We start from the raw sequence: 22,740 nt of genomic DNA, 5'->3' as shown, positions 1-22,740 counted from the left end.
TTCCCGTGGGCCAACCGCCATTCTAGGCGGCAAACCAATATGGCAGGCGCCGCACCTCCGGGGAGGAAGGCAGACGAAGCAAAAAATCGTCGCGGCAACGCAGCCCGAAACAAAGAGTGAATTTTACGTGATGTGGTCCAGACTCCGCGAAGTTTTCGCGCGGGAGCTGGTGGTTCTGGTCGATCCTACCAATGCCCTGCACGCCCGTCGGCGCAAGCAGTTGACAGCGGCGGTGGGTACGGTGTTCACGCTGGGCATGGCAGCCGCCATGGGCGTGGCTCCCCGTAGCGCCTTCGACGACCCCCAGGCTCCGCGTGTCCGGGAGGCGATACGCCTGCCCGATCTGCGCACGCAACTCGAACAGCTTACCGAAACCGACGCCACCTTTGTGCGCGAAGAGCGCATGCAGCGCGGCGACACCATTGCCAGCCTGCTCAAGCGGCTCGGCGTGGACGACCCCGATGCGCAGGCCTTTATCCGGCGCAACACCACCGCGCGCGGCCTGTTCGACCTCAATCCCGGCCAGACGGTGCAGGCCGAGGTCGACGAGAACAACCTGCTGGTGTCGCTGCAAGCCAACCTCGGCGGTGACGCAAACGCCTCCCGCGAACTGGTGATCGAACGCGCGGGCGATCCTGCCGATCCGGTCTACAAGGCCCGCGTGCAGTCGGTGAAGAACGAGCTGCACTACGAGATGCTGTCCGGCGCCATTGCCTCGGGTGGCTTCTTCAAAGCCATGGACGCGGCCAATGTGCCCGACGAGATCGTCCAGCAGATGCTCTCGATCTTCTCCGGCGTGATCGATTTCCACCATGACATCACCAGCGGAGACCGCTTCCGCATCGTCTACGAAGCGGGCTTTCGCGACGGCGCGTTCGTGCGCAACGGGCGCGTGATGGCGGTCGAGCTGATCAACCACAACCAGTTGCACCAGGCGCTCTGGTACGCACCGGAAGGCAGCAAGCAGGGCGCGTACTACACCTTTGACGGGCGCAGCATGAAGCGGCCGTTCCTGCGCTCGCCGGTGGAGTTCTCGCGCGTGTCGTCGGGCTTCGGCGGGCGTGACCATCCGCTGCACCATCACTGGGCGCAGCACAAGGGTGTGGACTTTGCCGCACCTACGGGCACCAAGGTGATGGCCACCGGCGACGGCGAAGTCGAGTTTGTCGGCCAGCAGAATGGCTACGGCAACATCGTCATCCTCAAGCACCATAGCGGCTACTCCACCTACTACGCGCACCTGTCCGGCTTTGCCACGATGAAGCGCGGGCAGCATGTGTCGCAAGGCGAGGTCATTGGCTACGTCGGCCAGACCGGCTGGGCCACTGGCCCGCACCTGCACTACGAGTTCCGCGTCAACGATGTGCCGTTGAACCCGCTGGCCATCGCCGCGCTCGACACGCCCGCGCTGTCCGGCCCGGCGCGCCAGCAGTTCCTGAGCTATACCAGCGAGATGCTCAGCCGCATCAACGCGCTGCGTACCTACAACGTGGCTTCGGCCAGCAATTGATCCATCAAGCCCGAGCGCCCAGCATGCCAACTTCGTCCCCAGACTGCTTTATCGGCATCATGTCCGGCACCAGCATGGACGGCGCGGATGGCGTGCTGGTCGATTTCTCGGGGCCACGGCCCACGGTGCTGGCGGCGGCTTTCCAGCCCTTCCCGGCAGAGCTGCGCGACGCGTTCAGCGCGCTGCAGCAGCCCGGCGAAGACGAAATCCACCGCGAGGCGCTGGCCGCCAATGGGCTGGCGCGCGTCTATGCCACTTGCGTGGCAACCCTGCTGCGCGATGCCGGGCTGGCGCCGGACGCCATCGCGGCAATCGGTGCGCACGGCCAGACCGTTCGCCATCGGCCCGGCTTGTACGACGGCATCGGCTATACTCGCCAGAGCCAGCAACCCGCGCTGCTGGCCGAGTTGACGGGCATTGACGTGGTGGCGGATTTCCGCAGCCGCGACGTGGCGGCCGGCGGCCAGGGCGCACCCTTGGTACCGGCGGTGCACCAAGCGCTGTTCGGCGACGCCGAGCAGACGCGGGTGGCCTGCAATATCGGCGGGATCTCCAATATCAGCGTGCTGCCCGCCGCCAGCGCAGGCGGCGCGGCGCGGCCGGTCACCGGCTTTGACTGCGGCCCGGGCAACGTGCTGCTCGATTACTGGATCGACCGGCATCATGGCCTGGCCTACGACGCCGACGGTGCCTGGGGCGCCAGCGGCAAGGTCGACCAGGCGCTGCTGGCGCGCCTGCTGGCCGAGCCCTATTTCAGCGTGGCCCCGCCCAAGAGCACGGGCCGCGACCTGTTCCATCCCGCCTGGCTGGAAAATCATCTTTCCGAGCACGGCACGGCAGTCGATCCCGCCGACGTGCAGGCCACGCTGGCCGCGCTGACCGCCGGGGCCATCGCCCGCGATGTCAGCCAGCATGCACCCGACGCGGCGCGGCTGATCGTGTGCGGCGGCGGCGCCCGCAACCACCTGGTGATGGCATTGCTGGCGCAGGCGCTGCCCGCGGTCGCGGTGCAAAGCTCTGACGAACTGGGCGTTCCCGTATCGCAGGTGGAGGGCATCGCTTTTGCCTGGCTGGCGCGGCAGATGCTGCGCCGGGCACCGGGCAATGTGCCTACCGTCACCGGCGCGGCCGGCCCGCGTGTCTTGGGTGCGCTCTACCCTCGATAGCAAAGGCTCGCAACGGCTCGCCACCCTCACGCCGGCTCGGCGTGGCCTGCCTCGCAAACCCACTGGATGAACGCTTGCGCAACGGGCGATGGCCGCATGGCCGGCGAACGCGCCAGCACCACGCGCTGCGGCGTCACGGCCTCGCGCAGCGGCAAGCAAACGATGGGCTGCCCGTCATAGCTGTGGTCGCCTGCCGGGCGCGTGCATGAGAGCGCCACGCCATAACCGTGCGCCACCAGACCGCGCTGCATCTCGAAGGTCTGCGTGTACTGGTGCAACTGCGGGCGCAAGCCGTGCGCCCAGAACAGCGAGAGGAAGTACTCACGTGTTTGCGCAATATCCTCCAGGATCAGCCGTTCGCCGGCCAGGTCTTGCAGGCTCACGCTTGGCTGGACGGCCAGCGCGTGGCCGGGGTGCAGCAGCGCGTAGGGCGCAAGCCGGGCAAGTACCCAGCGCGCAATGCGCTGGTCGAAGCCGAGATCGTAGGTCAGCGCCAGTTCCGCCTTGCCGGCAGCGAGCGTGCGATGCACCGTGGCCAGGTCGGCCTCGAACAGCGTCACGGCAACATGCGGATGCAGCCGCCGGAAGCCGGCCAGCAGCCGCGGCGCGAAGTAGGCGCCAAGATCCTGGAAGCACGTCAGCGACAGTTGCCCGCTGAGGCCGCGCGCCTGTGCCTGGTCCACGCCATCGGTTGCCAGGCCGGCGGCCAGCGCCAGGATGTCGCGGGCGCGGCCCAGCAGGCGCTGGCCAGCCGGCGTCAGCTCCAGCCCGCGACTGACCTGGCGGCGAAACAGGGTCTCGCCCAGCGTTTGCTCGAGCTGCGCCACGGCCTGCGACACGGAAGGCTGCGATACGTGGCGCGCGCGGGCAGCCGCGCTGATGCTGCCATGCTCGGCGGCCGCGACAAAGTACTCGAGCTGGCGGAAGGAGAATCCAATCATGATTTCCTATACTACAGCATAGGAAATATATTCTTTTCCTATTGCCACCCTGCCCCCGATACTCGTCCCAAGCCAGCCATCCACGGGACCCTCATGCACATCACCGCAGCCGAAATCGAGACCTACCAGCGCGACGGCGCCCTGGTATTGCGCGGCGCCTTCACCGATTGGGTGACGCCGCTGCGCGAAGGATTCGAGCAAAATCTCGCGAGGCCGGGCCCTTTTGCCATCGAGAACGTCGGCAGCGGTGAGCGCGGCCGCTTTTTCGAGGATTACTGCAACTGGGAGCGCATCCAGCCGTTCGCCGACTTCATCCGACGCTCACCGGCCGCAGCCATCGCCGGCCACATCATGCGGGCCGAGGCCGTCCAGGTGTTCCACGAGCATATCCTGGTCAAGGAACCGGGCACGGCAAAGCCCACGCCGTGGCACCAGGACCTGCCCTACTACTGCGTGGATGGCCTGCAGACCGCGAGCTACTGGATCCCACTGGACCCTGTCACCACCGCCAATACCTTGCGCGTGGTGCTGGGCTCGCACCGCTGGCCCAAACTGGTCAGGCCCAAGCGCTGGGCCAGCAATGAGAACTTCTATGCTGGCAGCGACCAGTTCATGGAGATGCCGGATCTGGATGACGGCAGCCACGCAATCCTGATACCGGAGCTGGAGCCGGGCGATGCCGTGGTGTTCGACTTCCGCACGGTACATGGTGCCGCGGGCAATACCGGGACGGGGCGGCGCCGCGCCTTCTCGGCACGCTTCCTGGGCGATGACGTGCGCTATCTGGAGCGGCCGGGCCGCACCTCGCCGCCCTTCCCCGGAATCGGCCTGGCCAGCGGCGAACGGATGCGCGAAGACTGGTTCCCGGTGGTCTGGCGCCGGGAGGCATAAATAAAAAAGCGCACCAAAGTGCGCTTTTTTACTGCCGCGAGAACCTGTCGGAAGCCGCGGCGCCCTTGCGAGCCTTATACCGAGAACGAAGAGCCGCAACCGCAGGTGGTACTTGCGTTCGGGTTCTTGATCACGAACTGTGCGCCGTTGATGTCTTCCTTGTAATCGATCTCGGCGCCCACCAGATACTGGTAGCTCATCGAGTCGATCAACAGCGTGACGCCATTCTTGTCCAGCGTGGTGTCGTCCTCGTTCACCTCTTCGTCGAAGGTGAAGCCATACTGGAAGCCGGAACAGCCGCCGCCCTGCACGAACACGCGCAGTTTCAGATCGGCATTGCCCTCTTCCTCGATCAACTGCTTGACCTTGTCGGCAGCGCTGTCAGTAAAGACGAACGGGGCCGGCATGTCCTCGGTAACGGGTGCCTCTGCGACTGCGTTCATGGGGTTCTCCTATGTAGATACGCCTGTATTTTAAGCGCTCCGGGAAGATCGTGCCGAAACCCCGTGAATTCAAGGGGTTCTGTTGGTGCAATCACGCCACGGGTGCCGTATCAGGCGGATTCTTGCGTGCCGGATGCCAGCACCAGATTGGGCAGGGCCTTGGGTTGCGCATTGCCGAGCGGCACGAGGCGGCCCTCCACCAATGCCCCCTGGTGCATCTCCAGCGCGGCGTAGTGCACCTCGCCCTGCACGCGGGCGTGCGGTTGCAGCTCCAGCAGCTCGGTCGCGTGCACAGGCCCGGTGACCGTGCCGTTGAGAATCAGGTGCCCGACCCGGACTTCGCCCTCGACCACGCCTTTTTCGCTGATGACCAGCATGCTCGCCTGGTCGGCAGCCGCCGTCACGTTGCCGCGTACCCGGCCATCCAGGCGCAGGCCACCCGAAAACGTCAGGTCGCCCTGGATCACGCTGTGCTGGCCAATCAGGGTATCGATCGACAAGCCTTTCTTCTTGGAAAACAACATAGGTCCCTTTTTTCGTTGCTGGCCCAGCGCACCCTTACGGCATGGCCGTCTGGGTTGCGCGCAACTGACCGTTTTGCAAAATTCGTACCGTGACCGCCCGCACCGTGGCGCCGGCAGGCAGCGCAAAGGCACCTTCGATCCGCTGGTAATGCGTGACCCGCAGGCCAGGCAACGAACCGGCGCCATTTTCCGGCAGGCTCAAAGTGACCGGCTTGCCATCCCGCATCAGCGAAACGACCAACTGTAACTCACCGCGGAACTCCGGCAAGGATGAAAAAGCCTTGGATCCACCCTGCATTATCAGCAATCGATAGTGCATCTTCAGCGGGTCGGCTTCATCAAGACCCACGCGAAAACTCCGCACATGGATGCCGGACGTATTGCCGCTGGCCGGGAGCAGACCCTCAAAAAATGCCAGGTCTTCCTTGAGCTGGGCGACCTCGCCTTCCGCCGTCTTCAACTGCCCGGCCAGCGCCTCCTGGGCGCTGCGGGCCATCTGCAACTGCGCCTCGGCTGTGTTGGCCACTGCCTGCAAGCGCTCTTGCTGAGCCGTCATCGCCGCCACCTGCTCGCGCAGCGCCTTGTTTTCCGCCGTCCTATCCGGCGCACCAGCCAGCCGCCGGCCAGCGTCGTACGCCCAACGCGCGGCGACCACCACCACCACGAGCACGACGACGAGCACCGCGGCGGCGCCCAGCACGCGCAGCGGCCATGGCAGATGCGAACGCACCGCCAGGCTCCCGGATAGCGAGCCCCGGCGCGGGCGCAGCACGCGATACTTCATGCGCCGCGGACGCCCGGCACCGGCAGGCGGGCGCGGGGCGGCTCGGCAGGCCATCGCATCCAATGCATCATGGTCGGGTTCTCCGGGCGGCAAGAGCAGGGATTGTATCCGGGGAGATGCAAAGTATTTGTAAAACGTGGTGATAGCCTGCCGTTGCACACCATTGCGCGCACCTTCACGGGCGCTAGCGGCGAAAAAAAACCGCACGGCGAACCGTGCGGTTTTTTCTGAACGGCCAGATCCGGTTGAACCGGACCCGCCGAACACACATTAACGCTTCGAGAATTGCTTCCGACGACGCGCCTTGTGGAAACCGACCTTCTTACGTTCCACTTCACGCGCATCGCGCGTGACGAAACCGGCCTTGGACAGCGACGGCTTCAGGGTGGCATCGTAGTCGATCAGTGCACGGGTGATGCCGTGGCGCACTGCGCCGGCTTGACCCGTTTCACCGCCGCCAGTGACGTTGACCTTGATGTCGAAGGTCTGTGCGTTGGCAGTCAGTTCGAGCGGCTGGCGCACGATCATCAGCGAGGTTTCGCGAGCGAAATACTCATTGATGGGCTTGCCATTGACGATGATATCGCCCTTGCCCGACTTGATGAAGACCCGAGCCACTGCGCTCTTGCGGCGGCCAGTACCGTAATTCCAATTTCCGATCATGGATGGCCCCCTTAGATTTCCAGCGCTTTAGGCTGCTGCGCTTCATGCGGATGCTCGGCTTCGGCGTAAACCTTCAGCTTCTTGATCATCGCATAGCCCAGCGGGCCCTTCGGCAACATGCCCTTCACAGCTTTTTCCAGGGCGCGGCCCGGGAAACGTTGCTGCATCTTACCGAACGTCGTTTCGTAAATGCCGCCCGGGTAACCCGAGTGACGATAGTACTTCTTGTCGGTTTCTTTGGTACCCGTGACACGCAGCTTGCCTGCGTTGACGATGATGATGTAATCACCCGTGTCGACGTGCGGAGTAAATTCCGGCTTGTGCTTGCCGCGCAGTCGGCGTGCCACTTCGCTGGCAACACGGCCGAGGACTTTGTCCGTCGCGTCAATCACGTACCAGTCGCGCTTAACCTCTGCAGGCTTTGCGGAAAAGGTCTTCATGATTTTTCCTGAGACTTGTAGAACCTGCCCGAAACATTGACTTTACGTCGTCGGCCGACCCTTAGGATCTGACCTTCCTGCTTGTATGTGCAGGCTCTCCCTGAATTCCTTCCCGCGGGCATGACGGAAAAGCCTACGAGTATACTGCGGACTGAGGCCTGAGCACAAGGAAAGTTAGGAAGGAACGCCAAGATGGTGCCACTCCGTGTTCTGCTCGCCATCCAGAATGGCAGCAAACAGCATAGAAGCAATCCATAGGGCACTTCGTAGCACTTCGCGGCGGGATGTGCATCGGGCCCGGCTTGCGCAGAATAAAAAAAACCCAAGCTATTGAGCTTGGGTTTGAATCCACCAAAGGAGGAGGGTGGAGGAGACACCGGGAGATCGACGGGGCTGGATCGCGGTGCGAGCCGGCGAATGTGGCTGAAACCACCCGATTCGCTTTCGCACTCTGCGCCGTGTTGTGCGCCGTCGTTCAATGATTCAAATTATACATGAGCGCTCTCCCGGCGCAAGGAAATTTGCAGTGCGAAATGACATTCCGTATTGTGAAAAAAAATGAGGAGATACAGGAATGCTTTTTATACAATAAAATCAATGACTTAAGAATGAACAGCACTGTCACAGCACTGTCATCTTAGAAGAAAGCTTCAGTTTTCGAGAAAAATGTCGAGTTACGGCGCTTCTGGCTAGGTGGCCTATACTCAAAAAGCAAGCTTTGAAATCGCGTGTTCATGATCGAATACGCACTCACTAGAACGCAGGATCGAACAAAATGGAATGCAAAGTAACTTGGATGGGCACCGACGGCATGAGCTTCGTGGCCGAGACGGGCAGTGGCCATATCGTGGCGATGGACGGTGCGCCTGAGGGCGGCGGCCACAACCTGGCCCCGCGTCCGATGGAAATGGTTCTGCTGGGCACCGGCGGCTGCACCGCCTATGACGTGGTGCTGATCCTGAAGAAGAGCCGGCAGGATGTGCGCGGCTGCAGCGTGAAGCTGCAAGCGGAGCGCGCCAGCGAAGACCCGAAGGTTTTCACCAAGATCAACTTCCATTTCACGGTGAGCGGGCGCAACCTGAACCCCGGTGCGGTCGAGCGTGCCATCCACCTGTCGCACGACAAGTATTGCTCGGCCTCGATCATGCTGGCCAAGACGGCGCAGATCACGCACACGATGGAAATTGTAGAGGTGTAGGCGCCTGGCGCCTGACCAGCCCTGGGGGAGCGGGCGGTGGCGCCCCCGATTGGGATGGATGCGCGCCAACACTAAGGAATCAGAAGCAAAGCAGGCCGATAAGCCGGATTCTGTGCGTGCCGGCTTCCTTGCGGTTGCCGGCACGTGACAATCATTCCTCTAGGCCGGTCGTTACCGACCGGCTCAAGCTCCCTACCCGCAGGCTCAGCGGGCCGCCTCAATGCCTGCCTATTTGGGATTGCTCCAGGTGGAGGTTACCGCGTTTCACCCTTCCCATCGGGCGAACCCGATGGCAAGACTCGTCTCTGTGGCCCTATTCCGCACGTTGCCGTGGATGGCTATTAGCCAACACCCTGCCCTATGGAGTCCGGACTTTCCTCCCCTTGCACCACGAGGGTGCAAGCAGCGATTGTCTGGCCTGCTTTGCGGCCCGCAGTCTAACACCGTTTGGCCACGAACCGGCCCCCCTCATGCGGCCTGCGCGCGGCGCCCGCGACGAAACACCGTGGTATCCGCGTAGTAGGCCGGATCGCGATTGGCTTCGCACCAGCCGGGAATGCCCAGCACCGGCAACGGCGCAAAGCGGCCGCTGTGCAGCTCGGCCGCTTCGAGCGAGGCGCACACGGAGTCGTCAAGCGAGCCGGGGAGCGCGGCGCCTGCAGCCGGCGGGACGGCGAGCGGCCATGCATGTGCGGTCAGGGCCTTATAGGGCCGCACCAGCTTCTCCAGCAGGGCGTGTCCGAAGGGCACCACGCTGCAGCGGGCGGTACTGTCACGGCTGCCGGCATGCTCGCTACCGTCCCAGACATCCCGCCGCGCCACGAACAGGTGCTCCCAGCCAAAACCGCGCAAAACGGACTCCAGGCCACTGTCGGCACTCAGGAACAGGATGGCGTTCTCGTCGAACAAGGTCGCGGCATCGCGCAGGCTGCCACGGCGGCTCTGCACGCCTGCCACTGCGATCGCGTGGGCCTGGAGCCGGTTCAGCACGCGCTTGGAACGGGGAAAATGCAGCCAGATGAGCGCATTGAAGAAATCGTGCAGGTTGTCGCGCGTCGGCACGGCGCCGGTGGCGTAAATATGTGCCTCGTAGGCCTTGCCAGCGGGCAGTTCGGCTTGCGCAACGAAACGCAGCGGCACGCCGCGGGCATTGCGCAGCGCGCGCTGCGTGGCCACTTCGCTGAGGACGGCGCGCAGGTCGGCGCCGCCTCGCAGCGCGCCGTCCAGCGCAGAGCCGATGGTGGCGAACGGCCGGAACCACGGCTGCGCCCAGTCGATCTGCGCCACCGCAGCAACCAGCGCCAGCCGGACCTGGCTTTCAGTTTGCACTTCCACTTCGCCAGCGCGGCTTAGCGGGCCTTCCAATGCAGCGTTTCGCCGCCGCGCAGCGGCACCAGCGTGGTGTCGCCATACGGCAGTTCGGCCGGCAGCTCCCACGCCTCGCGGACCAGGGTGAGCGTGCCGCTATTGCGCGGCAGGCCATAGAACGCCGGGCCGTTGAAGCTGGCGAAGGCTTCCAGCTTGTCCAGGGCATCGGCGGCTTCGAAGGCCTCGGCGTAGAGTTCCATGGCGTGCAGCCCGGTATAGCAGCCGGCGCAGCCACAGGCATGTTCCTTCAGCCCGCGCGCGTGCGGCGCGCTGTCTGTGCCGAGGAAGAAGCGCTCGCTGCCGGACACGGCCGCGGCCACCAGGGCTTCGCGGTGGGTCTCGCGCTTGAGCACAGGCAGGCAGTAATAGTGCGGGCGGATGCCGCCGGTGAAGATGGCGTTGCGGTTGTACAGCAGGTGATGCGCAGTGATGGTGGCGGCGACGGGGCCTTGCGCGTCGCGCACGTACTCGGCCGCATCCTTGGTGGTGATGTGCTCGAACACCACCTTGAGCGCCGGGAAGTCGCGGCGCAGCGGCGTCATGACCTTGTCGATGAAGACGGCTTCGCGGTCGAAGATATCGATCGCCGGATCGGTCACTTCGCCGTGCACCAGCAGCGGCAGGCCCACGCGCTGCATGGCTTCCAGTGCTGCCGCGCAGTGGCGCAGGTCGGTCACGCCGGCATCGCTGTTGGTGGTGGCGCCGGCCGGATACAGCTTGACCCCGTGCACGAAGCCGCTGGCCTTGGCAGCGACGATTTCCTCGGCGGTGGTCTTGTCGGTCAGGTACAGCGTCATCAGCGGCTCGAACGCCATGCCCGCCGGCAGCGCGGCCAGGATGCGGTCGCGGTAGGCCGCGGCCTGCGCCACCGTGGTCACGGGCGGCTTCAGGTTGGGCATGATGATGGCGCGGGCGAACTGGCGGGCGGTATCCGGCAGGACGGCGGCGAGGGCCGTGCCGTCGCGCAGGTGCAGGTGCCAGTCGTCCGGGCGGGTAATGGTGAGAGTCTGGGTCATGGCTTTCGGGGGCCGGCCGGCAGTCGCGGCTGGCGCTTATCAGGGATTACAGAATCAGGATGGCGCGGTAGTCATTCACATTGGTCCGCGTGGGGCCCGTCACCACGAGGTCGCCGGCGGCTTCGAAGAAGCCCCAGGCATCATGCGCATCGAGCCGGGCGCGCGCCGGTGCACCGGCAGCCTGCGCACGCGCGAGCGTGGACGGGTCCAGCAACGCGCCGGCATTGTCCTCGGAGCCATCGATGCCGTCGGTGTCCGCCGCGATGGCGTACACATTATCAACGCCATCCAGCTCCAGGGCGAGCGACAGCAGGAACTCCGAGCACCTGCCGCCACGGGGCTTCCCAGCCGCCCCGCTGCCGCCCTGCGGCAACGTGACGGTGCATTCACCACCGGAAATCAGCACCACGGGCACCGCGAATGGCGCATTGTACGCGCGTATCTCACGCACCAGCGCCGCGTAGACCCGGGCAACTTCCTGCGCCTCGCCGGTCACCGTGTCGCCCAGCACCACCGGCTGGATGCCGCGCGCGCGGAAGTGATCCGCTGCCGCCATCAGGCTGCCGTGGGCGGTGGCGATCACACGATTCTCAACCCGCGCGAACAGTGGATCGCCGGGCTTGGGCGTTTCCGCCACTTCGCCGCGCGCACCGCGCTCCAGGTGCGCCTGCACCACCGGCGGGACCACCGCACCGTAGCGGCGCAGGACCGCCAGGGCATCAGCGTAGGTACTGGCGTCTGGCACGGTGGGGCCGGAGGCGATCGCGCTGGGGTCGTCCCCGGCCACGTCAGACACGATCAGCGTGGTCACCGGCGCGCGGCAGGCCTGGGCGAGGCGCCCGCCCTGGATGCGCGACAGGTGCTTGCGCACGATATTCATGTCCGTAATGGGAGCGCCGCAGCGCAGCAGTTCCTGCGTGGTGGCCTTGAGGTCCGCCATGGCGATGCCCTCGGCCGGCAGCGACAGCAGGCTGGAACCGCCGCCTGACACCAGCACGATCAGCCTGTCTTGCGGCCCGAGCTCGCCCGCCCGCGCCAGGATCTCGGCCGCGGCGCGCTCGCCAGCCTCGTCCGGCACCGGGTGGCCGGCCTCTATCACGCGCACATGTTCGGTCGGCAGGCCGTGGGCGTAGCGCGTCACCACCAGCCCGTCGAGCCGCACCGCACTGTTCTGGCTGGCATACGCCCGCTCCACGGCCAGCGCCATCGAGGCCGCAGCCTTGCCGGCGCCTACCACCAGGGTGCGCCCGCCAGCCTGGGGCGGCGGCAGGTGATCCGCCACGATGCGCAGCGGATCCGCTGCGGCCACCGCGGCATGGAAGCTATCGAGCAGCAGGGCGCGCGCGTCGGCCGCGGTGGCCGGCAAAGGTTGGGCGGCCGTGCTCACAGCGCTTGCGCGATGGCCTGGCCCAGGTCCGCCGTGCCCGCCTTGCCGCCAATGTCGCGGGTCAGCGGGGCATGCTCCGGCCCGGCCGACAGCACCTTCTCGATGGCACCCAGCACGGCCGCACCGGCTTCCGGCTGGCCCAGATGCTCCAGCATCATGGCGCCACACCAGATCTGGCCGATCGGGTTGGCCACGCCGCGCCCGGCGATGTCCGGCGCGGAGCCGTGCACGGGCTCGAACAGGCTGGGGAAGGTCCGGTCCGGGTTGATATTGCCCGAGGGCGCGATGCCGATGGTGCCGGTGCAGGCCGGGCCCAGGTCGGACAGGATGTCGCCGAACAGGTTGCTGGCAACCACCACGTCGAACCAGTCTGGATGCTGGACGAAGTGCGCGGTGAGGATGTCGATGTGGTACTTGTCCACCTTCACGCCGGGGTAGTGGGTAGCCATGGCCTCCACCCGCTCGTCCCAGTACGGCATGGTGATGGAGATGCCGTTGGACTTGGTGGCCGAGGTCAGATGCCTGGCCGGACGCTTTTGCGCCAGCTCGAAGGCGAACTTGAGGATGCGGTCCACGCCCGTGCGCGTCATCACCGTTTCCTGGATCACCACCTCGCGGTCGGTGCCGGGGAACATGCGCCCGCCGATGCTGGAGTACTCGCCCTCGGTGTTCTCGCGCACGACGTAGAAATCGATGTCGCCCGGTTTGCGCGCATTGCCGTCGCGGTCCACCAGCGGGCTGCGGATACCGGGCATCAGCCGCACCGGGCGCAGGTTGACGTATTGGTCGAAGGAGCGCCGGAACTGCAGCAGCGAGCCCCACAGCGAGACATGGTCAGGCACGGCGTCCGGCCAGCCCACCGCGCCGAAGTAGATGGCGTCGTACTTGACCAGGGTGTCGAACCAGTCGTCCGGCAGCATCTTGCCGTGGCGGGCGTAATAGTCGCAGCTGGAGAAATCGAAGTGATCGAACTGCATGTCGATGCCGAACCGGCGCGCGGCGGCGTCCATCACGCGCAGGCCCTCAGGCATCACTTCGGTGCCGATGCCATCGCCGGGGATGACTGCGATCTTGTATTTGCTCATGTCTCGAGGGCCCGCTGAATGGTATTGGAATCGGGGAAAAACGCGCTGCGCTTGGCAGATAACCCGGGCAGGCCGGATAATGGAGCATTCTATTGCAATCCGGCAGCCCGCTGCCGGTCCGGTGCCCGCCATGTGCCAGCTGCTCGGCATGAACTGCGCCACGCCGACCGACGTGACGTTTTCCTTTACCGGCTTCGCCGCACGCGGCGGCGTCACGGATCACCATGCCGATGGCTTTGGCGTGGCGTTCTTCGAGGACAAGGCCTGCCGCCTGTTCATCGACAACCAGTCCGCCGGCACCTCGCCCGTGGCTGAGCTGGTCAAGCGTTACCCGATCAAGTCCAAGAACGTCATCTCCCATATCCGCAAGGCGACCCAGGGCACGGTGCGGCTGGAGAACTGCCATCCCTTCATGCGCGAGCTGTGGGGGCGGCACTGGATCTTCGCCCACAACGGCGACCTGAAGGACTTCTCGCCTTTCCTGTCGGGGGTCTACCAGCCGGTCGGCGACACCGATAGTGAACTCGCCTTCTGCACGCTGATGCAGGGGCTGCGCAAGCGCTTCCCCGGCTCGCAGCCGCCGCTCAACGAGCTGTGCCACGCGCTGGCGGACATCACGCGCGAGATCACGCAGCACGGCGTGTTCAACTACCTGCTGTCCAATGGCCAGGCGTTGTTCTCCCACTGCTCCACGCGCCTGTACTACATCGTGCGCCAGTGGCCCTTCTCCACCGCCCACCTGATCGATGCCGATCTGTCGATCGATTTCGCCCAGGTCACCACGCCCGACGACCGCGTGGCGGTGATCGCCACCGCGCCACTGACCGACAACGAAACCTGGACCGCCTTCGCGCCCGGCGAGCTGATGATGTTCGAGGAAGGCCGCTCGGTGATGACGCTGACCGTGCCGATCCCGCCGGAAGTCCAGGCCAAGAACGCGGCCAACAGCGCCTGCACCTAAGAGGCCATTTCAAAAGGATTCTGGCGTCGTGGCGCGGCCGTGGCCGATCCACTTGTACTGTCTGCGGCAGCGCCACGCGCCAAACAAAAAGGGACGCCGAGGCGTCCCTTTTTGCATCCTGCCGCCCATCGGGGCGGCGGGGCCCGCATCAGTGATGCAGGATCTTCGACAGGAACTGCCTGGCCCGCTCGGAGCGCGCATCGATATTGCCGAAGAACTCTTCCTTGGCGCAGTCCTCGACGATCTTGCCCTGGTCCATGAAGATCACCCGGTTGGCGACCTTGCGCGCGAAACCCATTTCGTGGGTCACGCACATCATGGTCATGCCTTCCTGCGCCAGCTGCACCATCACGTCCAGCACTTCGTTGACCATCTCCGGGTCCAGCGCGGAGGTCGGCTCATCGAACAGCATGCAGATCGGGTCCATCGACAGCGCGCGGGCAATTGCCACGCGCTGCTGCTGGCCGCCCGACAGCTGGCCCGGGAACTTGGCCGCCTGGGCTTTGAGGCCCACGCGATCCAGGTACTTCAGGCCCTTCGCCGTTGCCTCTTCCTTCGAGCGGCCGAGCACCTTCATCTGCGCGATGGTCAGGTTCTCGGTGATCGACAGGTGGGGAAACAGCTCGAAGTTCTGGAACACCATGCCCACGCGCGAACGCAGCTTGGGCAGGTTGGTCTTGGGCGAGCCCACCGAGGTGCCGTCCACCGTGATGTCGCCCTTCTGGAAGGGCTCCAGCGCGTTGACGGTCTTGATCAGCGTCGACTTGCCCGAGCCCGAGGGGCCGCACACCACCACAACTTCGCCCTTGGCGACCTTGGTGGTGCAATCGGTCAGCACCTGGAAGGCGCCATACCACTTGGAGACGTTATTGATTTCAATCATACGGCCACCTTTTTCTGGTAACGCTTGACCAGCAGCGATGCGGAGAAACAGATAATGAAATACACCAGCCCGGCGAACAGCAGCATCTCCACGATGCGGCCGTCACGCTCGCCGATACCGTAGGCCTGGCCAAAGAAGTCCGCCAGCGCGCTCACGTAGACCAGCGACGTATCCTGGAACAGGATGATGCCTTGCGTGAGCAGCAGCGGCACCATGTTGCGGAAGGCCTGCGGCAGGATCACCAGCCGCATCGACTGCCCGTAGGTCATGCCCATGGCCTGCGCGGCGAACATCTGCCCGCGCGACACGCTCTGGATACCCGCGCGGATGATCTCCGAATAGTACGCCGCCTCGAACAAGGCAAAGGCAATCAGCGCCGAGGTCATGCGCAGGTCGGATGCCTGCGACAGGTTGAACGTCTTTTGCAGCAGCTGCGGGATGATCAGGAAGAACCACAACAGCACCATCACCAGCGGAATCGACCGGAAGATGGTGACGTAGCCCTGCGCGAACCAGTTCAGCGGCTTGATGGAGGACAGCCGCATCATCGCCAGGATGGTGCCCCAGACGATGCCGACCACCACCGCGGTGACGGTGATCTTGAGCGAGACCAGCATCCCCTCGCCCAGCACTTCCAGCGTGGTCGCGTTGATCGAGCTGAAATCGAATGTATATGCCATGACGTGTCCTCTTACTTGCCGCCGATGAAGCCGGGCACGCGGGTGCGGCCTTCGACCCAGCGCATGAGCAGCATGACCACGATATTGATCAGCGCGTACATGATGGTCACCGCAATGAAGGACTCATACGGGCGCGCCGTGTAGTCCACCAGTTGGCGCCCCTGCGCCGCCAGCTCCAGCAGCCCGATGGTCGACGCCACGGCGGAGTTCTTGAAGATGTTCAGGAACTCAGAGGTCAGCGGCGGCACGATGACGCGGAACGACATCGGCAATAGCACATAGCGGTAAGTCTGGGCCAGCGTGAAACCCATCGCCAGGCCGGCGTTGCGCTGGCCGGGCGGCAGCGAGTTGATCCCGGAGCGCACTTGCTCGCAGACCCGGGCCGCGGTAAAGGTGCCCAGGCACAGCACGGCTGCCAGGAACTGCTGGGCAAACGGGTTCATCTGCTTGAACGACTCGCCGCCGGGCAACAGCTCGGGCATGACGAAATACCAGATGAACAACTGCACCAGCAGCGGAATATTACGGAAGATCTCGACGTAGGTCGCGGCCAGGCCGGACAGCCACTTGTTGGGCACCGTGCGCAGCACGCCGAGCACGGAGCCGATGATGAGGGCGATGATCCACGACGAGAGCCCGAGTGCAATGGTGACCTTCAGGCCGGAAATCATCCAGTCCAGGTAGGTCTCGTTCTGGGCCGCTTGTTCGAGGAATACACCCCAATGCCAGCTGTAGTTCATGATGTGTCCTCAAAAAGAAACGGAAGGACATGCCTTCCGTTTCACACAACCGGAATCCCAGTATCAGTCGAGTGCCTTGTCGTTCGGCGTCTTGAACAGAGCCTTCATGTCTTCCGACAGCGGGAAGTCCAGGTTCAGGCCCTTGGGCGGGACCGGCTGCTGGAACCACTTGGTGTACAGCGTGTTGATCGAGCCATCCTTCATCATGCCCGTGATCACGGTGTCCGACAGCTTCTTGAACTGTGCATCGTCCTTGCGGATCATGCAGCCATACGATTCGCGCGATTGCGGCTTGCCCACCACGATCCAGTCGGCCGGGTTCTTGGCCTTGGCGCGTTCGCCGTACAGCAGCGCATCGTCCATCATGAAGGCGACGGCGCGGCCCGATTCCAGCGTCAGGAACGACTGGCCATGGTCCTTGGTGCTGATGATGTTCATGCCCAGCTTCTGGTCATCGTTCATCTTGCGCAGCAGGCGTTCCGAGGTGGTGCCGGCGGTCGTCACCACGTTCTTGCCCTTGAGGTCGGCCCAGTCCTTGATGCCGCCATCCTTCTTCACCATGATGCGGGTGCCGATGATGAAGATGCTGGTGGTAAACGATGCTTGCTTCTGGCGCTCGAGGTTGTTGGTGGTCGAGCCGCACTCGATGTCGATGGTGCCGTTCTGCAGCAGGGTGATGCGGTTCTGCGAGGTGATCGGGATTTCCTTGACCTGCAGGTTCGGCAGCTTCAGCTGATCCTTGATCGCTTCCACGATCTTGACATTGATGTCGTAGGAATAGCCGACCTGGCGCACGCCGCCGAGGTTGTAGTTGAACGGAATCGACGACTCACGAACGCCAAGCGTAATCACACCGGTGTCTTTGATCTTCTGCAGCGTGCCCGTCAGTTGCTCGGCAGCTTGCGCGGTACCGCACAGCACGCCAGCAGCAATCATCAGGGAAGCCAACTTGGCAACATTCATAACATCTCCTTGACCATGAAGAGAAAGGCGGGACTCTAACAAAAAACCACCCGCCGACGAAATAGTATTGCGCAGGCAAGCACTCAAGACAACGGGTTTTTCCCCTAACAGCGCCATCCAAGGCATGGTTTGCAAGGCAAACGAGGTATGCCTCCACTGCCGTAAGCCGTTGCGCCAACGCGTCGGGCCGGGCCTTGCGGCAACGCCTCGCCAGCACGGGAGCCCCCTGGCGTGCGGGGGCAGCGAGCGCATACGACAACGCGGCTGCCGGGAAGCCCGGCAGCCGCGTTACCAATCCTGGATAGGCTTGTTGCGCTGCAGCATCGCCAGGTAGCGACGCTGCGGCGCCAAGCCGCGTCAGGCATCAGGGATAGAGACCACGCATTTCGCGCGCCTGAAGAATCCGCGTGCACGCCACGATGAAGGCGGCCGTGCGCAAGGTAACCTTGTTGTCCTGAGCGACCTGCCAGATCGCCCGGAATGCCTCTTGCATGATTCGTACCAGGCGCTGGTTGATTTCCTCTTCGGTCCAGAAGAAGCTGGAAAAGTCCTGTACCCATTCGAAATACGAGACAGTTACGCCGCCAGCATTGGCGATGACGTCGGGCGCCACCAGGATATTGCGCTCGCGCAGGATGTCGTCGGCTTCAGGCGTGGTCGGGCCGTTCGCACCTTCGATGACCATGCGTGCCTTGATGTGGGGCGCGTTCTGGGCTGTGATCTGGCCTTCCAGCGCGGCCGGGATCAGGATTTCGCAATCCACCTGCCAGAATTGCTCGGCGGAGATGGTCTCGCCCTGGAAACCTTCGATGGTGCCACTGTGCGAGGCATATTCCATCATGGCGGGCACGTCCAGGCCAGCCGGGTTGTACAGCGCGGTGCGGTGGTCCTGCACCGCCACCACCTTGGCGCCAGCCTCATGGAACAGCTTGGCGGCCACGGCGCCGACATTGCCAAAGCCCTGCACGGCAATGCGTGCGCCCTTGATCTCAAGGCCGAGGTTGCGCGCCGCCTCGGAACCCACCACGAACACGCCGCGGCCGGTTGCCTCGCGGCGACCCAGGGAGCCGCCCAGCGAGATCGGCTTGCCGGTCACCACGCCGGTGGCGGTGCTGCCGGAATTCATCGAGTAGGTGTCCATCATCCATGCCATCACCTGTTCATTGGTGTTGACGTCGGGCGCCGGGATGTCCTTGTTGGGCCCGATGATGAAGTTGATTTCGCTGGTATAGCGGCGCGTGACGCGCTCCAGCTCCGAGCGCGAGAGCGTGCGCGGATCGACGCGGATACCGCCCTTGGCGCCGCCGTACGGCACATTGACCGCGGCGTTCTTGACCGACATCCAGGCCGACAGGGCCATCACTTCCGACAAGGTCACGTCCTGGTGGAAGCGCACGCCGCCCTTGCCCGGGCCGCGCGACATATTGTGCTGCACGCGATAGCCTTCGAAGTGGGCAATGGTGCCGTTATCCATCTCGATCGGCACGTCCACCACCAGCGCACGCTTGGGGCGCTTCAGGGTCTCGACCCAGCGGGCCAGCGAGCCCAGGTAAGGCGTGACACGATCGACCTGCTGCAGGTAGATGCCCCAGGGCCCGAGCGCATCGGCGTTCAGGTAGGAAGGCAAGGTGTGGTTCTTGACGGCAGGATTGGACGGCGCTGCGGAAGACATCGTTTGGTTCCGGTGTGAAAGTGCCGCCAGCTTAGGGGAGGCGGCCCCGCCGAAGCCAATGCCGTTTGATTATCCCGTTATGCATGCTTTGCATAACCTTTGACCAAGGGCCTATGGCGCCCCGTGCCGACCTTCCCGGCTATGTGGCCGGGTACCCGGCGCACCAGTTGCGCGCCTTCATGGTTTCGGCAGTGCTGGCAACGCCTGCGCTGCCAGCGAAGACCACACGCGCTCCACCAGCTGGCGCTTGTTGCGAACCTGTGCACTGCGCCGCTCGTTGACGTGTTCGCCCGGCTTCTCCCGGTAAAGCCGGATTTCCATGTCGATCGACAACGGCACGCCGCGCGCGGCCTCCGCGCGCACCAGCCGGTGCTGGACCAGTTCCTCGCGCACCGCGCTCTCCGGCAGGAAGGCCATGCCATGCCCGGACAGCGCCATCACCTTGAGCGCCTCGGCCATATCGGTCTCGTAGCATTTGTCGAGCTTGAGCGCGTCGGTGGTCTCTGACAGCAGCATGTCGACCATGCGGCCGAGGAAGGCATTGGGCGTATAGCTGAGGAAGGGCACCGGCTTCTTGTCCGTGCCCGGCAGCCGGTACAGCGGCTTGCCGGTGGCGTCCGGCACGCTGTATGGCGACAGCCGCTCGGTGCCCAGCACCATCATGTCGTAGTGCGCGGGATCGAGCTGGATGGCCTGGCGCGCATGGTGGTAGACCATCACCAAATCGCAGCCGCCATCGACCAGCGCCAGCACGGCGTCGTGCACGTTGAGCGCACGCAGCCGGCACGGCAGCGTGCCGATCTCGCGCTCCACCGCCTTGAGCCATTCGGGGAAGAACGTCAGCGACAGCGTGTGCGGCACCGCGAATTCCAGCACCTGGGCATTGGCCGAACGCTGCCCCCGCATCAGCGCGCGAGTCTCGCTGACCTGCGCCAGCATGGCCAGGGCCTGCTCGTAGAACACCTTGCCCGCCGGCGTCAGGCTGGTGGGATAGCTGGAGCGGTCGATCAGCTCCGTGCCCACCCAGGACTCCAGCGACTGGATCCGGCGCGAGAACGCGGGCTGCGTCACATGACGCTGCTCGGCCGAGCGCGAGAAGCTGTGCGTCTCGGCCAGGCTGACGAAGTCTTCAAGCCACTTGATTTCCATGAGGCGGCATTATCCACCGGCTTCCCGCGGTTTCGCCACCATCAGGAATAATATTCTACACAGTTGAATATTATTGGAATGTGATTACACTTACACTCAAATTTGCACGACAAGATGCACGTGCTTGCTACGGGACGGACGCTATGATGGTCTCAAACCAACAAGGAGCCCTTCATGGCCACCCAGCAAGCCGCCGTTACCGATATTGCCAGCCACGCACGTAGCGCCGGCGTCCTTGGCACCCTCGACACGGCCGACGGCCAGCCGGATCTCTTTGCCCCGCTGTCCGACGGCATGTCGTCCGCCTTTGCCGCCAGCGCGCGCATGGTGGCGCAAGGCATCGAAGCCAGCCTTCCGGACGCCGCCACGTTGCTGGCGCTGCTGCCGGAGTCGCTGCGCGAAGGCTCGGCTGAGGGCTATGTGCGCCACCTGGTACACGCCGATCCGCTGGCGCGCTTCTCCGCCATGCTGATCGTCTGGCGGCCGGGGCAGCACAGCCCGGTGCACGGACACCAGACCTGGTGCGCCTACCGGGTGCTGCGCGGCACGCTGCACGAGCGCCACTACCGCTGGGACGCGCAAGCGCGGCAGGCGCATGCGTGCGGCGAGATCACGCGCACGGTGGGCGATACCTTCAGCGTGCCGGCTGGGCTGCGCCATATCCATGCGCTCGGCAACGACAGCGACGCGGTGGCCGTGTCGCTGCATATCTATGGGGTGGACCAGGAACACATCTGCAGCGGTGTGAACCTGCTGGTGGACGCGGCCTGAGTCTTGCGGGTGGCGGGTGGCCAGGCACCCGGACGACGCTGCGCGCCAACAGGATTTGCCATGGACCGATACGACCGCCAGATACTTGCCGCTCTCCAGGAAGACGCCACCGTGCCGGTGGCAGAGCTGGGCGAGCGGGTAGGCCTCACCTCCACGCCGTGCTGGCGGCGCGTGCAGAAGCTGGAAGAGAGCGGTGTGATACGCAAGCGCGTGGCGCTGCTGGACCCCGCGCTGTTGAATGTGGGCGTGACGGTATTCGTCTCGGTCCGCACCAGCCAGCACAGCGCCAAATGGCTCAAGACCTTTCATGACCTGGTCGCCTCGATCCCCGAGGTGACTGAGTTCTACCGCATGGCCGGGGATACCGATTACCTGCTGCGCGTGGTGGTGCCGGATATCGCGGCCTATGACCGGGTCTACAAGAAGCTGATTCAGGGGGCTGAGCTGGCGGATGTTAGTTCTAGTTTTGCTATGGAGCAGATCAAGTACACGACGGCTTTGCCTTTGGATTATGCGTGATTGGGGTTGGTTGCTGTTTCATTGAGCGGCGATGGTTTTTGCACCCGCGGTGCCATATGACATCGCCCTGCGGGGTTGGTCTGCTGTTTCTTTGAGCGGTGTTGGTTTTTGCACCCAACAGCCGTACGACATCCCCCTGCGGGGGCTGCCGGTCACTCTTCTTTGCGTCGGCAAAGAAGACTAACGAGAAGAAAGCCGACCCTGCCGGGGGCAGAGCAATAGGGCTTATGTGGGGCGGTGGTTGCGTCGTACGGCCCGGAGTGTTGGCGGGCTTCTGCCGGTACCGGCTGGACCGGCCACGAATCTGCTATTGCCCCGGATGCGTGGTGCGGCCCACGGTAGCGGAATCCTTGCCCGTTCGCCAATCTGCCGTTACCGGCGCGCGCCATCACGACACATCGCCCGTCAATGGTTTCGTGGTGGGGCGGGCGCGGTGGTCAAGGCCTTGGGCATATCAAGCCGGTGCCACCGCGCCCACGACGGAACCGGTGCGCCTGCAACTTCGTGGCCGGTTGCTCCGCGAGCGACAGACGGCTTGAAGCAAGTGATGTCGGCTACCGGGGGCCTCACCACGAATCCCGGAGGCTGGCAGATTCGTGGGCAGTCAAGCCGGTACCGGCAGATGCCCGCCAACACTCCGGGCCGTACGACGCAACCACCACCCCACATAAGCCCGATTGCTCTGCCCCCGGCAGGGTCGGCTTTCTTCTCGTTAGTCTTCTTTGCCGACGCAAAGATGAGTGACCGGCAGCCCCCGCAGGGGGATGTCGTACGGCTGTTGGGTGCAAAAACCAACACCGCTCAAAGAAACAGCAGACCAACCCCGCAGGGCGATGTCATATGGCACCGCGGGTGCAAAAACCATCGCCGCTCAATGAAACAGCAACCAACCCCAATCACGCATAATCCAAAGGCAAAGCCGTCGTGTACTTGATCTGCTCCATAGCAAAACTAGAACTAACATCCGCCAGCTCAGCCCCCTGAAT

General features: G+C 64.2%; 23 protein-coding genes, 1 other RNA gene and 1 pseudogene. 7 read left to right on the top strand and 18 right to left on the bottom strand.

From position 1 onward, the window contains the following. The first annotated feature begins 130 nt into the window (after window positions 1-130). Both A9975_RS10365 and A9975_RS10360 read left to right on the top strand, forming a co-directional pair. Window positions 131-1,510, top strand: coding sequence for a M23 family metallopeptidase (locus A9975_RS10365; protein WP_043343687.1), 1,380 nt, complete (start codon window positions 131-133; stop codon window positions 1,508-1,510). Between the two features lie 23 nt (window positions 1,511-1,533). Next, a complete protein-coding gene (locus A9975_RS10360) occupies window positions 1,534-2,676 on the top strand; it encodes an anhydro-N-acetylmuramic acid kinase (protein ID WP_183032610.1) in 1,143 nt (380 codons plus the stop codon). A 26-nt stretch (window positions 2,677-2,702) separates the two neighbouring features. On the opposite strand, the gene A9975_RS10355 is transcribed toward A9975_RS10360, so the two are convergent. After that, window positions 2,703-3,617 (bottom strand): LysR family transcriptional regulator, encoded by a 915-nt coding sequence (locus A9975_RS10355; protein WP_183032609.1) that lies wholly within the window; start codon window positions 3,615-3,617, stop codon window positions 2,703-2,705. A gap of 93 nt (window positions 3,618-3,710) precedes the next feature. On the opposite strand from A9975_RS10355, the gene A9975_RS10350 reads away from it, so the two are divergent. Beyond that, the gene (locus A9975_RS10350) at window positions 3,711-4,508 is read left to right on the top strand and encodes a phytanoyl-CoA dioxygenase family protein (RefSeq protein ID WP_183032608.1); all 798 of its coding nucleotides are present in this window, start codon (window positions 3,711-3,713) and stop codon (window positions 4,506-4,508) included. Window positions 4,509-4,582: 74 nt separating this feature from the next. Here A9975_RS10350 and erpA read toward each other — a convergent pair whose 3' ends face one another. The 5 genes from erpA to rplM all read right to left on the bottom strand — a co-directional run bounded on the left by erpA (window position 4,583) and on the right by rplM (window position 7,362). Beyond that, the gene (gene erpA, locus A9975_RS10345; RefSeq protein ID WP_017225530.1) at window positions 4,583-4,951 is read right to left on the bottom strand and encodes an iron-sulfur cluster insertion protein ErpA; all 369 of its coding nucleotides are present in this window, start codon (window positions 4,949-4,951) and stop codon (window positions 4,583-4,585) included. Window positions 4,952-5,061: 110 nt separating this feature from the next. Then, entirely contained in the window at window positions 5,062-5,475 is a 414-nt protein-coding gene (locus A9975_RS10340) for a polymer-forming cytoskeletal protein (RefSeq protein WP_174427448.1), read from the bottom strand. 34 nt (window positions 5,476-5,509) lie between these two features. Next, the gene (locus A9975_RS10335) at window positions 5,510-6,259 is read right to left on the bottom strand and encodes a DUF6776 family protein (RefSeq protein WP_183032607.1); all 750 of its coding nucleotides are present in this window, start codon (window positions 6,257-6,259) and stop codon (window positions 5,510-5,512) included. 270 nt (window positions 6,260-6,529) lie between these two features. Beyond that, entirely contained in the window at window positions 6,530-6,922 is a 393-nt protein-coding gene (rpsI, locus tag A9975_RS10330) for a 30S ribosomal protein S9 (protein ID WP_006156414.1), read from the bottom strand. 11 nt (window positions 6,923-6,933) lie between these two features. Further along, complete coding sequence (gene rplM, locus A9975_RS10325; RefSeq protein ID WP_006156415.1) at window positions 6,934-7,362, bottom strand: 50S ribosomal protein L13; 429 nt, start codon at window positions 7,360-7,362, stop codon at window positions 6,934-6,936. Window positions 7,363-8,137: 775 nt separating this feature from the next. On the opposite strand from rplM, the gene A9975_RS10320 reads away from it, so the two are divergent. Next, window positions 8,138-8,560 carry an OsmC family protein gene (locus tag A9975_RS10320; RefSeq protein WP_174427447.1) on the top strand — a complete coding sequence of 141 codons (423 nt, stop codon included), beginning with the start codon at window positions 8,138-8,140 and terminating at the stop codon, window positions 8,558-8,560. A gap of 83 nt (window positions 8,561-8,643) precedes the next feature. Here the strand turns inward: A9975_RS10320 and rnpB are convergent. The 5 genes from rnpB to A9975_RS10295 all read right to left on the bottom strand — a co-directional run bounded on the left by rnpB (window position 8,644) and on the right by A9975_RS10295 (window position 13,416). Further along, window positions 8,644-8,985, bottom strand: an RNA gene (gene rnpB / locus A9975_RS10315) — RNase P RNA component class A. Between the two features lie 43 nt (window positions 8,986-9,028). Further along, window positions 9,029-9,889 carry a DUF3025 domain-containing protein gene (locus A9975_RS10310; RefSeq protein ID WP_183032606.1) on the bottom strand — a complete coding sequence of 287 codons (861 nt, stop codon included), beginning with the start codon at window positions 9,887-9,889 and terminating at the stop codon, window positions 9,029-9,031. 20 nt (window positions 9,890-9,909) lie between these two features. Beyond that, on the bottom strand, window positions 9,910-10,944 hold the full coding sequence (pyrC, locus tag A9975_RS10305) for a dihydroorotase (protein WP_183032605.1): 1,035 nt from the start codon (window positions 10,942-10,944) through the stop codon (window positions 9,910-9,912). Between the two features lie 46 nt (window positions 10,945-10,990). After that, window positions 10,991-12,331 (bottom strand): glycerate kinase, encoded by a 1,341-nt coding sequence (locus tag A9975_RS10300; RefSeq protein ID WP_370564314.1) that lies wholly within the window; start codon window positions 12,329-12,331, stop codon window positions 10,991-10,993. Next, the gene (locus A9975_RS10295; RefSeq protein WP_183032604.1) at window positions 12,328-13,416 is read right to left on the bottom strand and encodes a tartrate dehydrogenase; all 1,089 of its coding nucleotides are present in this window, start codon (window positions 13,414-13,416) and stop codon (window positions 12,328-12,330) included. The genes A9975_RS10300 and A9975_RS10295 overlap by 4 nt, the downstream gene beginning before the upstream one ends. Window positions 13,417-13,546: 130 nt before the next feature. Between A9975_RS10295 and A9975_RS10290 the strand changes: the two genes are divergently transcribed. After that, the gene (locus tag A9975_RS10290; protein ID WP_043343649.1) at window positions 13,547-14,377 is read left to right on the top strand and encodes a class II glutamine amidotransferase; all 831 of its coding nucleotides are present in this window, start codon (window positions 13,547-13,549) and stop codon (window positions 14,375-14,377) included. Between the two features lie 148 nt (window positions 14,378-14,525). Here the strand turns inward: A9975_RS10290 and A9975_RS10285 are convergent, their stop codons facing one another. From A9975_RS10285 to A9975_RS10260, 6 genes are all read right to left on the bottom strand, one after another. Then, window positions 14,526-15,260 (bottom strand): amino acid ABC transporter ATP-binding protein, encoded by a 735-nt coding sequence (locus tag A9975_RS10285; RefSeq protein ID WP_174427443.1) that lies wholly within the window; start codon window positions 15,258-15,260, stop codon window positions 14,526-14,528. Beyond that, window positions 15,257-15,940, bottom strand: coding sequence for a glutamate/aspartate ABC transporter permease GltK (gltK, locus tag A9975_RS10280; protein ID WP_183032603.1), 684 nt, complete (start codon window positions 15,938-15,940; stop codon window positions 15,257-15,259). Before gltK ends, A9975_RS10285 begins: the two co-directional genes overlap by 4 nt. Before the next feature lie 11 nt (window positions 15,941-15,951). Beyond that, window positions 15,952-16,680, bottom strand: a complete 729-nt coding sequence (locus A9975_RS10275) for an amino acid ABC transporter permease (RefSeq protein WP_183032602.1) — start codon at window positions 16,678-16,680, stop codon at window positions 15,952-15,954. 63 nt (window positions 16,681-16,743) lie between these two features. Further along, window positions 16,744-17,643 carry a glutamate/aspartate ABC transporter substrate-binding protein gene (locus tag A9975_RS10270; RefSeq protein WP_150987958.1) on the bottom strand — a complete coding sequence of 300 codons (900 nt, stop codon included), beginning with the start codon at window positions 17,641-17,643 and terminating at the stop codon, window positions 16,744-16,746. Window positions 17,644-18,007: 364 nt separating this feature from the next. Beyond that, window positions 18,008-19,315 carry a Glu/Leu/Phe/Val dehydrogenase gene (locus A9975_RS10265; RefSeq protein WP_043343639.1) on the bottom strand — a complete coding sequence of 436 codons (1,308 nt, stop codon included), beginning with the start codon at window positions 19,313-19,315 and terminating at the stop codon, window positions 18,008-18,010. A gap of 177 nt (window positions 19,316-19,492) precedes the next feature. Beyond that, the gene (locus tag A9975_RS10260) at window positions 19,493-20,464 is read right to left on the bottom strand and encodes a LysR family transcriptional regulator (RefSeq protein ID WP_174427441.1); all 972 of its coding nucleotides are present in this window, start codon (window positions 20,462-20,464) and stop codon (window positions 19,493-19,495) included. A gap of 174 nt (window positions 20,465-20,638) precedes the next feature. Here A9975_RS10260 and A9975_RS10255 point away from each other — a divergent pair, with 174 nt between their 5' ends. Continuing rightward, entirely contained in the window at window positions 20,639-21,235 is a 597-nt protein-coding gene (locus A9975_RS10255) for a cysteine dioxygenase family protein (RefSeq protein WP_183032601.1), read from the top strand. Window positions 21,236-21,295: 60 nt separating this feature from the next. Continuing rightward, window positions 21,296-21,754: an Lrp/AsnC family transcriptional regulator gene (locus A9975_RS10250; RefSeq protein WP_183032600.1), complete on the top strand. Its 459-nt coding sequence runs from the start codon at window positions 21,296-21,298 to the stop codon at window positions 21,752-21,754. 896 nt (window positions 21,755-22,650) lie between these two features. Here A9975_RS10250 and A9975_RS10245 read toward each other — a convergent pair. Further along, window positions 22,651-22,740, bottom strand: a pseudogene (locus A9975_RS10245) (transcriptional regulator); the annotation flags it as partial.

Origin of the sequence: Cupriavidus sp. UME77, from assembly GCF_014170355.1 — a bacterium.
Taxonomy (GTDB): Bacteria; Pseudomonadota; Gammaproteobacteria; order Burkholderiales; family Burkholderiaceae; genus Cupriavidus; species Cupriavidus basilensis.
This window is presented reverse-complemented; position numbering and strand designations above follow the sequence as displayed.

What these genes read in the sequence shown, in the direction of transcription:
- A9975_RS10365 (WP_043343687.1), top strand. Translation starts at nt 131, where the DNA reads ATGTGGTCCAGACTCCGCGAAGTTTTCGCGCGGGAGCTGGTGGTTCTG.
- A9975_RS10360 (WP_183032610.1), top strand. Translation starts at nt 1,534, where the DNA reads ATGCCAACTTCGTCCCCAGACTGCTTTATCGGCATCATGTCCGGCACC.
- A9975_RS10355 (WP_183032609.1), bottom strand. Translation starts at nt 3,617, where the DNA reads ATGATTGGATTCTCCTTCCGCCAGCTCGAGTACTTTGTCGCGGCCGCC.
- A9975_RS10350 (WP_183032608.1), top strand. Translation starts at nt 3,711, where the DNA reads ATGCACATCACCGCAGCCGAAATCGAGACCTACCAGCGCGACGGCGCC.
- erpA (WP_017225530.1), bottom strand. Translation starts at nt 4,951, where the DNA reads ATGAACGCAGTCGCAGAGGCACCCGTTACCGAGGACATGCCGGCCCCG.
- A9975_RS10340 (WP_174427448.1), bottom strand. Translation starts at nt 5,475, where the DNA reads ATGTTGTTTTCCAAGAAGAAAGGCTTGTCGATCGATACCCTGATTGGC.
- A9975_RS10335 (WP_183032607.1), bottom strand. Translation starts at nt 6,259, where the DNA reads ATGAAGTATCGCGTGCTGCGCCCGCGCCGGGGCTCGCTATCCGGGAGC.
- rpsI (WP_006156414.1), bottom strand. Translation starts at nt 6,922, where the DNA reads ATGATCGGAAATTGGAATTACGGTACTGGCCGCCGCAAGAGCGCAGTG.
- rplM (WP_006156415.1), bottom strand. Translation starts at nt 7,362, where the DNA reads ATGAAGACCTTTTCCGCAAAGCCTGCAGAGGTTAAGCGCGACTGGTAC.
- A9975_RS10320 (WP_174427447.1), top strand. Translation starts at nt 8,138, where the DNA reads ATGGAATGCAAAGTAACTTGGATGGGCACCGACGGCATGAGCTTCGTG.
- pyrC (WP_183032605.1), bottom strand. Translation starts at nt 10,944, where the DNA reads ATGACCCAGACTCTCACCATTACCCGCCCGGACGACTGGCACCTGCAC.
- A9975_RS10295 (WP_183032604.1), bottom strand. Translation starts at nt 13,416, where the DNA reads ATGAGCAAATACAAGATCGCAGTCATCCCCGGCGATGGCATCGGCACC.
- A9975_RS10290 (WP_043343649.1), top strand. Translation starts at nt 13,547, where the DNA reads ATGTGCCAGCTGCTCGGCATGAACTGCGCCACGCCGACCGACGTGACG.
- A9975_RS10285 (WP_174427443.1), bottom strand. Translation starts at nt 15,260, where the DNA reads ATGATTGAAATCAATAACGTCTCCAAGTGGTATGGCGCCTTCCAGGTG.
- gltK (WP_183032603.1), bottom strand. Translation starts at nt 15,940, where the DNA reads ATGGCATATACATTCGATTTCAGCTCGATCAACGCGACCACGCTGGAA.
- A9975_RS10275 (WP_183032602.1), bottom strand. Translation starts at nt 16,680, where the DNA reads ATGAACTACAGCTGGCATTGGGGTGTATTCCTCGAACAAGCGGCCCAG.
- A9975_RS10270 (WP_150987958.1), bottom strand. Translation starts at nt 17,643, where the DNA reads ATGAATGTTGCCAAGTTGGCTTCCCTGATGATTGCTGCTGGCGTGCTG.
- A9975_RS10265 (WP_043343639.1), bottom strand. Translation starts at nt 19,315, where the DNA reads ATGTCTTCCGCAGCGCCGTCCAATCCTGCCGTCAAGAACCACACCTTG.
- A9975_RS10260 (WP_174427441.1), bottom strand. Translation starts at nt 20,464, where the DNA reads ATGGAAATCAAGTGGCTTGAAGACTTCGTCAGCCTGGCCGAGACGCAC.
- A9975_RS10255 (WP_183032601.1), top strand. Translation starts at nt 20,639, where the DNA reads ATGGCCACCCAGCAAGCCGCCGTTACCGATATTGCCAGCCACGCACGT.
- A9975_RS10250 (WP_183032600.1), top strand. Translation starts at nt 21,296, where the DNA reads ATGGACCGATACGACCGCCAGATACTTGCCGCTCTCCAGGAAGACGCC.